Source organism: Kineosporia sp. NBRC 101731, assembly GCF_030269305.1.
Classification (GTDB): Bacteria; Actinomycetota; Actinomycetes; order Actinomycetales; family Kineosporiaceae; genus Kineosporia.
In genome coordinates, this window is sequence record NZ_BSTC01000008.1 from 260,920 (window position 1) to 275,042 (window position 14,123).

Sequence of the window (14,123 nt, forward strand, 5' to 3'; positions counted from 1 at the left end):
GTGTCTGACATCTCGCGCTGCACCTATGGGCAAAAACCCTGACACGTGCTAGTGCCATTTATGGCGTTTGCGCAGGTCATCCGTTCAATCGTTCGCGCAGGCCCGTCGCCCGGGCGGCCGGGCGCAGAATGGCCGTGCGCAGCGCCTCTTCGGACCCCATGACCCGAACGTGCTGACGGGCCCGGGTCACTGCGGTGTACAACGTCTCGCGCGTGCACAGCGACGACCCGGCGGCCGGCATCAGCACGCTGACCCGGTCGAACTGGCTGCCCTGGCTGCGGTGAACGGTCATGGCGTAGAGCGGGCGCACGGCCCCGAGCCGGGCCAGGGGTACGGGGATCGGGTCACCGCCCCGGCCGAAAACGGCGAGCAGCGTGTTGTCGGGCGTCGCGACCACCACGCCGGTATCGCCGTTGTAGAGCCCACTCTCGTAGTCGTTCGTGGTGATGAGCAGCGGTTCCCCGGCGTAACGGCCGTCGCTGCGGGGCACCACCGGATGGTCTTCGAAGATCCACCCGGCGGCCAGGTCGCTCCACAGCTGCACGCCGCGCGGCCCGCGGCGGTGGGTGCAGAGCAGGCGGTGCTGTTCCAGCCCGGCCAGGGCGGCGACCCGGTCTCCGGACATGGCCGCGGCCATCACCTGGGCGGCGCCGGCCCGGACCTCGGCGCGTACCGGTTCCAGTTGCTCGGGCCCGGCCCGTTCGTCGTCGGCCAGTTCGATGAACTCGACGGCGCCGGAAGAGGAACGCAGCACCTCGACGGCCCGGTCGGCCTCACCGTCGCGAATGGCCGCGGCCAGGGCGGCGATATCGCCCCCGGCCGCGAACCGGCGGGTGGCGAGCAGGGTGCTCACCCCGTTGCGGAACCGGGCCGTGGGGGTGTCCGGGCTGGGCTCGACGCCGGGCACGGTGCTGCCGGGCAGCACCCGCTGCAGGGCGGCGGTGAAGTCGGCGGTGCGGTGGCCCAGGCTGGAGCGGTCGACCAGGTCGCCGAGCACGGCCCCGGCCTCGACCGAGGCCAGCTGGTCGGGGTCGCCGATCAGGATCAGCCGGGTGGCCGGGCGCAGAGCCTCCAGCAGCCGGGCCATCAGGGTGAGCGAGACCATCGAGCTCTCGTCCACGATGACCACCTCGAAGGGCAGCCGGTTGTTGCGGTCGTGGCGGAACCGGCTGCGCGCGTCGGGGCGCCAGCCGAGCAGCCGGTGCAGCGTGGTGGCGGTGAGATCCGAACCCAGCCGGGCCTGATCGGCGGTGGGCAGGTCGGTCGCGGACGAGCGCACCGCCTCGTGCAGCCGGGCCGCGGCCTTGCCGGTGGGGGCGGCCAGGGCGATGCGGTACTCCGGGTGCTGTTCGCGCAGCAGGGCCAGCAGGCGCGAGACCGTGGTGGTCTTGCCGGTGCCCGGACCGCCCGCGAGCACGCCCACCCGGGCCAGGGCGCACACGGCGGCGGCGAGTTGCTGGTCGGCGTACTGCTGCTCGCTGAAGAGCCGTTGCAGGCCCTTCGCGAGGACGCCCTCGTCGAGGTCGGTGGGCCGGTCGGCCGCGCGTAACAGCAGTTCGGCGGCCACGGCCTGTTCCTGCTCCCAGTACCGGGACAGCCACAGCCGGGTCCCGGTCATCCGCACCGGTCCGGTGGTGAGAGGGCTGGCCGCACACTGGGTCACCCAGGCGCTCACGTCCGGCCAGGGCAACGCGGCGACGGGTTCGGCCGGGTCTTCGCCCTCTTCCTCGTCGTCGGGGCTGATGGTCTGCGCGGCCGTGGCCAGATCGAGCACCACCGAGCCGTGGCGCACCGAGCGCACAGTGAGAGCGACCGCCAGCAGCACGCTTTCGTCGCCCTCGCCGCCGAGCGCCCCGAGTCGCCGGGCCACGTGCACGTCGGCGGCGGTCAGGATGCCGGCCCGGTTGAACTCGCCGAGCAGGCCGGTGGCGGAGGAGGCGATGCGGTGCGGGTCGCCGGGTTCGTCGAGTTCCTGCCGATGCTGGACCGTCATGCCAGGCCTGCCAGGAGGTCGGAGGTCGCCGTGATCAGCGAGGTCGGCGGGTTCCAGGTGAAGACGCCCGGGGCGGTGCCGTCCGCACACCGCACGCCGGGGCCGGACATGCCGCGCAGGAACAGGTATCGCACGCCGCCCAGATGCGTGTCCGGGTCGTAGCCGGGCTGGCGCCAGCGCAGGTACCGGTGCAGGGCCACGCCGTAGAGCAGGGCCTGCAACGGGTAGTGCGCTGCGACCATCGCCTCGGTCATCGCTTCCGGCCGGTAGTCCCACGCGCTGACCGGCGCGTCGGGCGTCCCCAGGCGGTTGGTCTTGTAGTCGACCACCACGTACCTCGGGTCGGAAAGACCGGGAACCCTTAGTACGGCGTCGATACTGCCGTTGAGGTACCCGCGCAGCGGGACCGACTCGAGCTCGGCCAGCGCGTCGGCGTAGGTGTGCAGCAGATCGGGCGCCGGGCAGTGCCGGCGCCACAGCGGCACCAGGTCGGACAGCAGCACCTCGCGCGTCACCGGGTCGTCGCCCCCGGCCAGGGGAAGCTCGAAGTTCATCTCCGAGAGCCGGTCGCGGGCCGAGATGTCGCGCAGGGTGAGTTCGTTCAGGCCCAGCGGGGTGGAGACGGCCGGGATCAGCGCCCGCACCAGGGTCTCCACATCGACGGCGGGCCCGGAGCGTGCCACCCGGGCGGCCACGGTGACCCGCAGTTCCTCCTCGTTTCCGGCCTCGGCCGCCAGTTCGAGCACCTCGTGCACCAGGGTGCCGAAGCGAGGGCCGGCCGGGAGGTCGTTCCAGGCCGACGGGATGTCCTGCAGTTCGAGGTCGCCGGTGCCCGCGACCGGAGCCGGTGCGTCCGGCGAGTCCGGCGAATTGTCGTCGTCCTTGAGCTGCACCTCCGGCTCGCTCAGGGGCGCGACGGACAGGTCGTGCGCGGCCGCCGTGAGAGCGCTGTAACTGGTGCGGCGCCAGTCCAGGTCGAGTTCCCGGTCGAGAACGGCCACGCTCAGTGCCGCGGGTTGTGCCGGCGGTGACTGCCAGGATGATGAAGGACGCGGTCGCACCAGTTCCACGGCCAGCCCACCGTCGCTGCCGGTGGCCAGCCGTTCGAACGCGGCCAGGGCCGCGGCGTCGGAGGGCACCGGGATCCGGCGCGGCGCGGGGCGTTCCGGATCGGGGTTGAGCAGAATGCGCTGCAGCGGAGCCAGCGTGGTGTTGAACGTGGGAGCCCACCAGATCACCAGGTGGGACTGGGAACGGGTGAGAGCCACATAGGTGAGCCGCAACTCGTCGTCGGCGTCTTCCTGCAGGCTGGCCGCCAGGTGACCGGCCCAGGCCTGCGAACCCGGGCCGCCCACGTCCCGCAGTCGCCGGTCGCCGTCGTGGAAGGTGACCGTGGAGATGTCCCGTTCCTTCGGCGCCCACTGGTTCCAGGCGAACGGCACCATCACGACCGGGAATTCCAGGCCCTTGCTGGTGTGCACGGTCATCACCTGCACGGCGGCCGCGTCGGACTCCAGGCGGCGGCTGCGTTCGGGAGTCCCCTCGCTGGTGGTCGCCTCGTCCTGGCGGTGCCGCAGCCAGACGAGTAATCCGGTCAGGCCCAGCTGGCCGGTGTCCGAGGCCTCCTGGAGGGTCTGCGTCACGTGCCGCAGATCGGTCAGAAGTCTTTCCCCGCCGGGCGTCCCGAGAATCCGTGGCTGCAGGCGGGTGCTCCGGGCCACGGTCTCGAACAGGGCGCCCACGCCGAACTCGGTCAGGGCCCGGCCCCACTCGCGCAGGTTCAGCGCGAGCTCCTCGTCGATCTGTTCGCCGCGCTCGTCCAGGTCGCGGGCGGTGGCCCCGAAGAAACAGCCCAGAGCCAGCCGGCGGACGCGGGTGGTGCGGTGGGGCTGCTCCATCGCCTCCAGCAGTAGTCGCCACTGGGCCGCGGCCGGGGTACTGAACACGCTGGTGCGGCCGGTCACCACCACCGGCACACCGGCTTCGGCCAGGGCCGTGTTCACCATCTGGGCCTGGTTGTTCGTGCGCACCAGCACGGCGATGTCACCGGGGCGCAGTTCCCGCGCGGGGGAGGAGTCGCGCGGCTGCACCCGTCCGGCGCCGTCCAGCAGGCGCACCACCTCGGCCACCAGGTCGCGCTGCACCGCCAGCCGGGCCTGCGGCGACCGGGCCAGTCCGCCGTCGGTCTGCGGCAGGTCGTCCCGGGAGAGAATCCGCAGCCGCACCGCCGCGTCACCACCGTCGACGTGCACCAGGCGGCCCGTGTGGAAGGCCTCCACCGGTGTCACCCGGATGCGTTCGTCGCCCAGGGCGGCGCCGCGGAACACGGCGTCCAGCCCGCGCAGCAGGCCGGCGTCACTGCGGTAACTCGTGGGCAGGGTGCGCACGGTCTCGGCGGTCTCGAAGGCGTTCAGGTAGGCGTGCACGTCAGCGCCGCGGAACCCGTAGATGGCCTGCTTCGGGTCGCCGATCAGGATCAGGGTGGAGTGCCCGTGGAACGGCCGGCGGATGATGTCCCACTGCACCGGGTCGGTGTCCTGGAACTCGTCCACCAGAACGAACCGGTAGCGGGAGCGCAGTCTTTCGCAGGCAGCCGGCCCGACCTGGGGATCGCTCAGGGTGGCGGAGAGCCGGGTGAGGATGTCGTCGAAGCCGAAGACGCCCAGGCGCCGCTTGCGCCGCTCCACCTCACCGCGCACCGCCCCGGCGATGCGGGCCCGCAGCCCGGGGATGCCGCCGATCGAGGGATCCGGCACCAGCTGCGCCATCTCGGCGACCGCGTCGAGCGCCAGCTGGTGGAACTCGGCAAGGCCCAGGTCGGGTGCGGGTGCCCCGGGGGAACCCCACTTGCGCAGGTACAGGTCGTCGGCCACCTCACGCACCAGGTCGGCCACGTCTTCCATCAGCACGGTCTGCGGGTCGTGGTCGCCGCTGGTGCCCAGGGTGGTGAGCACCTGCTGGCAGAAGCCGTGGATCGTGGTGACGGTGGCCGCGTCGAAACTGGCCAGGGCCCGGTCGAGTCGCTCCAGCCGGCGTCGGCGCCGGGGTTCGTCGGTGTCGGCCAGGTGCACGAGCACGTGGTCGCCGGGATCGATCATCGCCGGGTCGGCCAGGGCCAGGCCGTCGCGGGCGCTGACCAGCCGTTCCCGCACCCGCTCGCGTAGCTCACGGGTGGACTCCCGGCTGAAGCTGACCACGAGCAGGTCGCTCATGTTCTCGGCCAGGCCCTCGGCGAGGTAGCGGGTCACCAGGGCGGCGATGGTGAACGTCTTGCCGGTGCCCGCGCTGGCCTCGAGCATGGTGGTGGTGTCGCGCGGCAGTTCACCGTTCAGGTCGAACGGGATCTGCCGTCGCAGGGTCTGCTGGCCCAGCGTCATCTGCCCTCCAGGCGTTCGGCTGCCAGCAATCGGTCCCACAGGCGCCGGCTGAGCCGCCCGAACCGGTCGGTCTCGTCCGTCACCCAGCCCTCGCCCTGTTCGTCGGGTGCCGGTGGCTGAGCGAGAAGAGCTTCCAGACGGGCCTTCTCGCCCAGAATCAGAGCGTGCTCGGCGTCGGACTGCTCGCCGGGGAAGGTGTCGTCCACCCACGACTTCTCCGCCTCGATCCGGGCGGCCGCCACCCGGGAGCCGCGGAAGCGCCGGGCGGCGTAGGCTGCGCCGGTCTTCAGCGGCATCGGCAGGGGAGAGCACAGGCCGGACCGGTACAGGCCGACGATCTCGGTCAGGGCACCGGTGGCCAGGTGGGGGTCGAGCGGGTCGAAGACACTGCGGGCGGCCCCACCCCGGCCGCGCCCGACGGCGACCGCCGACCAGCCGCCGCCCGGGTCGGTCGCGGTGAGCGCGAGCAGATCGATCCAGGCGGTCAGCCGGTGCCGCGGGCCCAGTCGCGAGAACGTCATACCGAGCGCGATCTTCCCCCGTACCCCGCCGACCGTGCCGGTGACCCGGGATCCGTCGGGCAGCGTCACGTCGACGTCGCGGGAGTCGGCCGCGGCGGTGCGCTCGAGGGTGCTCGCCGTGAGCACCTGCTCCACCTGGCGCCCGACCTGAGCCAGCAGCGTGCGGCCCAGTTCGCCGGGTGGGAGCAGCCCGCGCCGCAGCTCGACGGTGATGCAGTCGGCCGGGGAGAGGCCGGAGAGTCGTTGCCGCAGAAGTCTTTCGCCAACCGCCCACTTCTGCAGGCTGTCCAGCTCGACGGGCAGGCTGTCGTCCGGCTCGTCCTCGGCCAGGGCCGCGCCGACCTGCAGTCGTTGCCGCAGAAATCCGCGGGCCGGGTGCTGCAGCAGGCGGTGCAGGTCGGCCAGCTCGATGTCGGAGGTCCGGACCGGAGCCGGAAGAAGGCCTTCCAGGAAGGGCTTCTCGGGACTCTTCTCGCGGGTCAGGGCCCGGGCGCCGTCCAGGGCCGGCTGGTCGAAGCTGAACGGGCCGGGCCGGCCGAGCGCGCCCGGGGTGAAGTTGCGGGGGTCGAACGGCTGCAGCGGGTGCATGACCGTGATGCGGTCGCGCACTCTCTCGTCGTCGATCCAGGCGGTGCGGTCCACGGCGTCGAGCAGTTCGCCGAGCGGCACGGCCGGGGGGATCGGCACTCCGGTGCGGTCGTCCGCCCCGGAGTAGGTGATGACCAGCTTCTCCTGGGCGGCGCAGACGGCGTCGAGGAAGAGCTGCCGGTCTTCGCTGCGGGGATCACGCTCACCGACCCACGGGTCGCGGGCGAGCACGTCGTCGCCGTCCGGGTCGGCGCGGCGCGGGAAGCTGCCGTCGTCCATGCCGAGCAGGCAGATCACCCGGTGCGGGACCGAGCGCATCGGCACCAGCGTGCACACGGTCAGCGTGCCGGTGCGGAACGACGACCGGGTCGGCCGGCCCGCGAGCAGATCGGCGAGCACCGTGCGCAGGTCGGCCAGGCTGCACGGGGCCGGGCTGTTCGCCGCGGCCTCGGCCGTGTCCCACAGCTCCGAGCGCAGCTGGTTGACCTCCCAGGCGGTGTTGCGGTCGGTGCCGGCCAGCCCCAGCACGGCGGCCTCCAACCCGGTCAGCCACCGCGCCACCGGATGCCGGCCCGACATCAGTTCCTGGGCCGTGGCCAGCCGGTCGACCAGCTCGGCCAGCCGCCCGGCCAGGTCGATGTCGGCACTGTCCACGTCGTCCATACCGACCACACCGCCGAGATGCTCGGTGTCACCCTCCACCGCGACGCCGAGCAGCAGCCGGTCCAGCCCGGCTCGCCACGTGCCCTGGCCGATCGACGAGAGGTGCCAGGCCTGCCGGTGCCCCTCGTCCAGACCCCAGCGAATCCCGGCCCCCACCAGCCAGTCCCGCAGGCGGGCGAGATCGTCGTCATCGAAACCGAACCGCCTGCGCACGGCCTCGCGGCCGGCCAGGTCGAGCACCTGCGGGGCGGTGATGCGGGCCGTGCCCAGTTCGAGCAGCAGGCCGAGCACGTCGAACAGGCCGTTGGTCTGGCGCGGCGACCGGTCGGCGACGCGTACCCGCAGGCGCTGGGCGGGGTGACCCGGCGCGCTGCCGGGCTGGTCGCCGATCGCGAAGGCAGAGGCCACGAGCGGCGCGAAAGCCTCTACGTCGGGGCACATCACGAGAATGTCCCGCGGTTCCAGGGTGGGGTCGTCGGCGAGCAGACCGACGATCGTCTCGCGCAGCACCTCGACCTGGCGCACCCGGCCGTAACAGGCGTGCACCTGCACGCTGGTGTCGGAGGGATGCAGAACCGGGCGTTCGGCCACGTCTTTCGTCTCGCCCCGGAACAGGTCCCGCTGGAGGTTGCCGAGCAGCGTGGCCGGCCGGTCCGCGGAGGGGTGCTCGAGCTCGCGGGCCTGGGGGGCGTAGCGCCGCAGGGTCTGCTGCAGTTCCAGGAGATCCCGGCTCATGGACGCCAGCAGCGGGTTTCGCACCCGGCTGCGGCTGTCGTCGTCGGCCCGCCGGACGGCCGGGGCGGTGCTCGCCGTCGCCTCCCAGAGCGGGGGCGAGGGGTGGTTCAGCCACAGATGCACCTCGCGGTGCTCAGCCAGCGCGGCGAGCACCTGCACCCGGGCCGGGGAGAGGCGGCTGGCGCCGAAGATCGAGATCCGCCCGGGCAGAGAGCTGAGCGCCGGGTTCTCCCGCAGCTTCGTGCAGGCCTCCTCCAGCAGTTCCGCGGGTGCCGGCCGGCCGATGAGATCCCGCAGGTGCCGCCAGAGTTCCGCCTGCCAGATCAGGTCGTCGTGCAGCCGGCGGCCGTCGCCGAACTCGTCGCGGCCCTGGGCCCAGGCGCTGATCATGGCCGGGCGGGCCTGGCCGTACTCGTCGAACAGCCGGGCCAGGCGGGTCGCGACGGCCAGACGGCGGCCGGTGTCGGCGCCGCCCCGCAGATACCGGGCCAGGGCGGCGCACCAGGGCTCACCCAGAGAGACATCAATGACTTCGACCAGTGACCATCGGGCCCGGTCGGGAGTCCAGGCCCGCACCGACGCCGAGATCTCCGGGGAGGCGTCCTGCACGGCCTGTTCGACGACATCAGCCGGTGACGGGAACTCGACGTTCGCGCACACCCCATCGGGTGCAGTTTGAGTTCCTGGTGCAGGGGCGGCGCCCGTACCCAGGACGTGGGCCAGGCGCTGCGTCAGCCACCGTTCCACGCCCTTGGCGGGAACCGCGATCATCTCCACCGCGAAGGAGTCGGGCAGGGGCTCGGCCAGTACCCCGGCCAGCGCGTGCGCCAGGTCGGTGCCGTGCGCGCTGCGGTGCACCGTCAGCACGGTTCAGGGGTGCCCGTCAGCCGTGTCTTCATGGGGATCAGTTCTATCCCACGCGGGGGGTGACCCGTCGCTGAGGGCACGCCACCCGTGGTGATCACCAAGCCGTTCTCCGTGATCTTCCGTGATCATGCAAACTTTCCCCGGGGAAAGTTTGCATGATCACGAAGGAGAAGAGGGGACGAGGCGAGCACCTCAGGCGTTCGAGGTCACCGGCTCCTCGATCCGGTCGGCCTCCTCCTGGGCCTCGGCCTCGGCGATCGCGGCCGCGACATCGGCGTCGATCTCCGCGTCCGTGACCTCGGTGCCGTCCAGGATGTCGGCGTCGGCGTCGATCTTCGCCACCTCGGCCTGGAGCTTGCTGGTGCCGTCGGCGAAGGCCTTCTGCACGTCGGTCGCGGAGCCCGCGGCCAGGGCCGTGACGGCGGCGATCAGGGTGTCCAGCTGGGCCTTCATCGCGGCATCCCGCTTGGCCGAGGCCGTGGCGAACGCCTTGAGGTCGGCCTGGGTCTTCCGCGCCAGGGTGGGGTAGCGGACCATCAGGCCGAACGTGACCTTCTCACCGCTCTTGTAGGGCTTGCCCCAGATCTTGGCGTCTGTGGACGTGAGCTTGACCTGGTCGGTCCACTTCATGTCTTCCTCGTCCTCCAGTCTCTTCTTCAGCACCGCCCGGGCCCGCTTGACCTGTGCCACCGACGCGTTGATCTCGAAATGCATCGCGTCGATCCGGCCGATGTAGTCATGACCCCAGCGGAAGATCTTGTGTCCGCGGCCGTCGGTGATCGACGAGAGGATCTTGTGGACCTTGGCGATCTCGCTCGTGGTGAAGGTGCCTCGCACGCCCAGGGGATGCTGGGTGGCGTTGAGGTCCCAGGCGGTGGCGCTTGCGTGGTTGCTGATGACGGACGTAGACCCGCGCACATTCCGCGGTGCCCACGACCAGTCGTCCAGCACCTTGCCCTTGATCGTCTCGACTTCCTTGTCAAAACGCTCGATCAGGTATTTCGCCAGGAAGGCGACATCGGAATTGGCCGCAGCGAACCGGCCCCCGGCTGCGGAGAACCAGGTCAGCCGGTTGCTCGACAGGACGGTCCATCCGTTCTGCGAATGTTCTGCCATATCGCCCGGAGTCTAGGGCCGCATAGAGTTGGTTGCATCTGAGCGAGGGAGCTTTAACGATGACGTTGCATTCGGACAGTAGTTCTGCTGCGCAATTGTGGCGCCCGGACGCGGATACGGCCCGTCACACTCAGATCGCCGATTTCACGCGGTGGCTGGCCACCCACCGTCAGGTGCAACTCGACGAGCTGGATTACAGCGCGTTACATCGCTGGTCCGTCGAGCATCTCGAGGATTTCTGGTCGGCGGCCGCCGAATATCTCGGCGTGCGCTTCGGTGTTCAGCCCGAACAGGTTCTCGGCGATGCCACGATGCCCGGGGCGCAATGGTTTCCCGGGGCGACGCTGAACTACGCCGAGCACGCCCTCACGCCCGGGCCCGGGCGCCAGGACGGCGACACCGCCCTGATCTTCGTGCGGGAGGACGGGGTGGAGCACACCCTGACGCACGCCCGGCTCCGGGATCTCGTCGGCCGGGCTCGGGTCGGTCTGGTCGCAGCCGGTGTCGGCAAGGGCGACCGGGTGGTGGCCCTGGTGCCGAACGGTATCGGCGCGCTGGTGCTTTTCCTGGCCTCGGCCTCGCTCGGGGCGATCTGGTCGAGCTGCTCGCCGGACTTCGGCGCCCGGGCCGTCACCGACCGGTTCGCCCAGATCGAGCCCACGGTGATGCTGGCCGTCGACGGGTACGTATACAACGGCAAGGGTTACAGCATCCGCGACACCGTCACCACGCTGCGCGAGAGCATGCCATCGCTGAACCTCACGGTGATTCTTCCCTATCTCGACCTGGGGACCGAGCCGGTGCGCGCGGCCGGTGAGGTGACCTGGGACGAGTTCACCTCGCAACCGGGGGAGCTCGCGTTCGAGCCGGTGCCGTTCGACCATCCGCTGTGGGTGCTGTACTCGTCCGGCACCACCGGCCTGCCCAAGGGCATCGTGCAGGGACACGGCGGAATTCTGCTGGAACAGCTGAAAAGCCTTCGACTGCAGCATGATCTGCGACCGGGTGAGGTGTTCTTCTGGTTCACCACCACCGGCTGGATGATGTGGAACTTCCTCGTCGGCGGGCTGCTGGCGGGTTGCACGATCCTGCTCTACGACGGCAGCCCGGCCTATCCCGGCCCGTTCCGGCTGTGGGAGCTGGCGTCGCGGCACCGGGTGAAGCTCTTCGGGGTCTCGGCTCCCTTCATCCAGGGCGCGGCCCGATCGGGCATCGTGCCGCGTGAGCGGTACGACCTCAGTGCCATGGAGTCCATCGGATCGACCGGATCACCGCTCTCGCCGGAGAGTTTCCGCTGGATCGGCTCGGCCGTCGGCCCGCGGGTGCGGATCTGCTCGGTCTCCGGTGGCACGGACGTCTGCACGGCCTTCCTCACCAGCGCCCCCACCGTGCCGATCTGGCTGGGCGAGCTGTCCTGCGCCTCTCTGGGGGCCGACGTGCACGCGTTCGACGAGAAGGGCGAAGACGTCGTGGACGAGGTCGGGGAGTTGGTCATCACCCGGCCGATGCCCTCGATGCCGGTGTCGTTCTGGAACGATCCGGACGGGACCCGGCTACGGGAAGCTTATTTCGAGAACTTTCCCGGCCTCTGGCGGCACGGGGACTGGGTGCGGGCCACCACCCGCGGCTCGTTCGTCATCCACGGGCGCAGCGACTCCACGCTGAACCGTGGGGGCGTGCGGATGGGCACGGCCGAGTTCTACGCCGTGGTGGAGGCGTTCGACGAGGTCAGTGACTCGCTCGTCATCGACAGCACACAGGGCGAACTGCTCTGCTTCCTGGTGATGGCCGACGGCGCCGCCATCGACGACGTGGAAGAACCGCTGCGCAAGGCCCTGCGGGCACAACTGTCGCCGCGGCACGTTCCGGACCGCTTCATCCGCATCCCGGTCGTGCCCCGCACCCTGAACGGTAAGAAGTGCGAGGTACCGGTCAAGAAGATCCTCGCCGGCGTGCCGGTGGACCGCGCCGTCAGCCGCGACGCCCTGGCCGACCCGGATTCCCTGCGCCCGTTCCTGCTACTTCGTCCCGGAAGCTGACCGTCTTTGATCTCCCACTGAACAAAGAATTACCCGCTGCTGTGAATATGTGACACGAAGTGTTGTCAGTCAACGTCCAGCTTGTTACCTTTTGACCGACATCGGCGTCAGTGGCGACCCGGTGCGCGGGCCGGAGGTGCGACCGTGACTGTCGGGTTGTGGCTGATCGGGGCCAGAGGGTCCATCGGAACCACCGTGACCGCGGGCCTGGCCCTGCTGGCGGCCGGTGCGGGTGATCCTGCTACCACCGGAATGGTCAGCGAGCTGGACGAATTCGCTGGCCTCGGGCTGGTTTCGCCGGATGACCTGGTGATCGGCGGGCATGACCTGGCCGGGGTCTCGATGAAGGGTCGCGCCGAGGAGCTCGTGCAGGCCGGGGTGCTGCCCGCCCACGCCCTGCCCCTGGCCCGTCCCGCACTCGAGGCAGTGGACGCCCGGGTGCGCCCGGGGGTGCGGGGCGGTGGGCGCGATGTGATCGGTCAGATCCAGCGCGACCTCAGCTCGTTCAGTGACCAGCACGGCCTGGAAACCGTCGTGGTGGTCAACATTGCGACCACCGAGGCGCTTTCGCCCGTGCTCCCGGTACACGAAGATCTGGGGGTATTGGACCGGGCTCTCGACGACGGGGAGAGCCCGTTGCCCGCCAGCGCCCTGTACGCCTACGCCACCCTCGACATGGGTCTGGCGTTCATCGATTTCACCCCGTCGATGGGTGCCGCGATCCCGGCCCTGCACGAGCTGGCGGTGCAGCGGGGTACGGTCTATGCCGGGCGGGACGGCAAGACCGGCGAGACCCTGGTGAAAACCGCTCTGGCCTCGATGTTCGGTAGCCGGAACCTGACCGTGACCTCGTGGGCGGGGCTGAACCTGCTGGGTGGGGGTGACGGCCGGGCGCTGGCCGATCCGGACCGGGCCGCGGCAAAGCTCGCCTCGAAGGCCCGCTCGGTGCGCCAGGCCTTCGGTCCGGACGTCGCCGCACCCGTGCACATCGACTACGTCGAGGACCTGGGCGAATGGAAAACCGCTTGGAACCACGTGCGTTTCACGGGCTTCCTGGGCACTCCGATGACCATGCAGATCACCTGGCAGGGCTGTGACTCCGCCCTGGCCGCCCCGCTGGTGATCGACCTGGCCCGCTTCACGGCGCGGGCCCGCCTCGCCGGTCAGGTCGGTGCGCTCGACGCCCTCGCATTCTTCTTCAAGGATCCGCTCGGTTCGGACGAACACCGGCTCGACCATCAGTTCCGCCGATTGGTTTCGTGGGCCGGTGGTTTCAGGGACGAGACATGAACGCCTACGCCGATCTGGTGCGGCTACCGGCGGTGCTGAGCGCGCCCGGTGACGCGTTGCTCGGGGCCGCGGCCGGTGGCGACACCGGTGTCCGGGGCACAGTGGCCGCGGCGGTGTCGTCGGCCCTGGCCTACATGGCGGGCATGGCGCTGAACGACTACGCGGATCGGCACGTGGACGCCGCGGAACGACCCGATCGTCCCATCCCCTCCGGTCGCATCTCGCCGGAGAGGGCTCTGGCGCTGGGAGCAGGTCTCCTGGTGGCTGATCTCGTGGTCGCCGGGTGGGGGTCGGGACGACGTGGCGTCGCATTGTCGCTCGCCACCACCGGCGCGGTGCTGGGCTACGACTTCGCGGCCAAGGACACCGTGGCCGGGCCCGGGGTGATGGCCGCCTGCCGGTTCCTGGACGTGCAGCGCGGCAGCCGGAGTTTTCGTGCTGCGCTGCTGCCGGCGGGCCTGGTGGCGGCCCACACCTACATGATCACGGGGGTAAGCCGTCATGAGGTCGACGGCGGGAACCGGAGGGTGGCTCTGAGCTCCGTGGTGGCCACCGCGGCCATCACTGTCGCAGCGCTCGGGCCGGCCCTGAAAGCAGCCGTCCCGACATCAGCTGTGCCGAGACCGGCTGCCCAGGAGTCCTCCGGTGTGAGGGCAGCCGTTCCGACGACGGTCACCGATAGCGAGTCCCGCATCGTCGCGATGGCCGCGGCTGCCCTCTACGTCCTCCCCTCGATCCGAGCCTCCCTCGCAGCGGCCCGCGACCCCTCGTCCTCCCGTCTGCAGCGCGTGGTGAAGACCGGTGTGCTCGGGATGCTGCCTCTGCAAGGAACTCTCACCGCGACACAAGGGCGACCGGCCACCGGTGCCGGGATGATCGTCCTCTGGTACGCCGCTCGAAACCTCGCCGCCCGCCGGCGGGTGACCTGAGATGC

General features: G+C 70.8%; 7 protein-coding genes. 3 read left to right on the forward strand and 4 right to left on the reverse strand.

Annotated elements, in window-relative coordinates; all coding sequences use genetic code 11:
- Positions 1 to 76: 76 nt before the first annotated feature.
- The 4 genes from recD to QSK05_RS22875 all read right to left on the reverse strand — a co-directional run bounded on the left by recD (position 77) and on the right by QSK05_RS22875 (position 9,860).
- On the reverse strand, positions 77 to 1,993 hold the full coding sequence (recD, locus tag QSK05_RS22860) for an exodeoxyribonuclease V subunit alpha (RefSeq protein WP_285599336.1): 1,917 nt from the start codon (positions 1,991 to 1,993) through the stop codon (positions 77 to 79).
- Positions 1,990 to 5,370 carry a UvrD-helicase domain-containing protein gene (locus QSK05_RS22865; RefSeq protein ID WP_285599337.1) on the reverse strand — a complete coding sequence of 1,127 codons (3,381 nt, stop codon included), beginning with the start codon at positions 5,368 to 5,370 and terminating at the stop codon, positions 1,990 to 1,992. The genes recD and QSK05_RS22865 overlap by 4 nt, the downstream gene beginning before the upstream one ends.
- The gene (gene recC / locus QSK05_RS22870) at positions 5,367 to 8,744 is read right to left on the reverse strand and encodes an exodeoxyribonuclease V subunit gamma (RefSeq protein ID WP_285599338.1); all 3,378 of its coding nucleotides are present in this window, start codon (positions 8,742 to 8,744) and stop codon (positions 5,367 to 5,369) included. Before recC ends, QSK05_RS22865 begins: the two co-directional genes overlap by 4 nt.
- 192 nt (positions 8,745 to 8,936) lie before the next feature.
- A complete protein-coding gene (locus QSK05_RS22875) occupies positions 8,937 to 9,860 on the reverse strand; it encodes a M15 family metallopeptidase (protein ID WP_285599339.1) in 924 nt (307 codons plus the stop codon).
- A gap of 59 nt (positions 9,861 to 9,919) precedes the next feature.
- On the opposite strand from QSK05_RS22875, the gene QSK05_RS22880 reads away from it, so the two are divergent.
- The 3 genes from QSK05_RS22880 to QSK05_RS22890 all read left to right on the forward strand — a co-directional run bounded on the left by QSK05_RS22880 (position 9,920) and on the right by QSK05_RS22890 (position 14,118).
- A complete protein-coding gene (locus QSK05_RS22880) occupies positions 9,920 to 11,899 on the forward strand; it encodes an acetoacetate--CoA ligase (RefSeq protein ID WP_285599340.1) in 1,980 nt (659 codons plus the stop codon).
- A gap of 144 nt (positions 11,900 to 12,043) precedes the next feature.
- Positions 12,044 to 13,189 (forward strand): inositol-3-phosphate synthase, encoded by a 1,146-nt coding sequence (locus QSK05_RS22885; RefSeq protein WP_285599341.1) that lies wholly within the window; start codon positions 12,044 to 12,046, stop codon positions 13,187 to 13,189.
- Positions 13,186 to 14,118 carry an SCO3242 family prenyltransferase gene (locus tag QSK05_RS22890; RefSeq protein WP_285599342.1) on the forward strand — a complete coding sequence of 311 codons (933 nt, stop codon included), beginning with the start codon at positions 13,186 to 13,188 and terminating at the stop codon, positions 14,116 to 14,118. Before QSK05_RS22885 ends, QSK05_RS22890 begins: the two co-directional genes overlap by 4 nt.
- Positions 14,119 to 14,123: the final 5 nt, after the last annotated feature.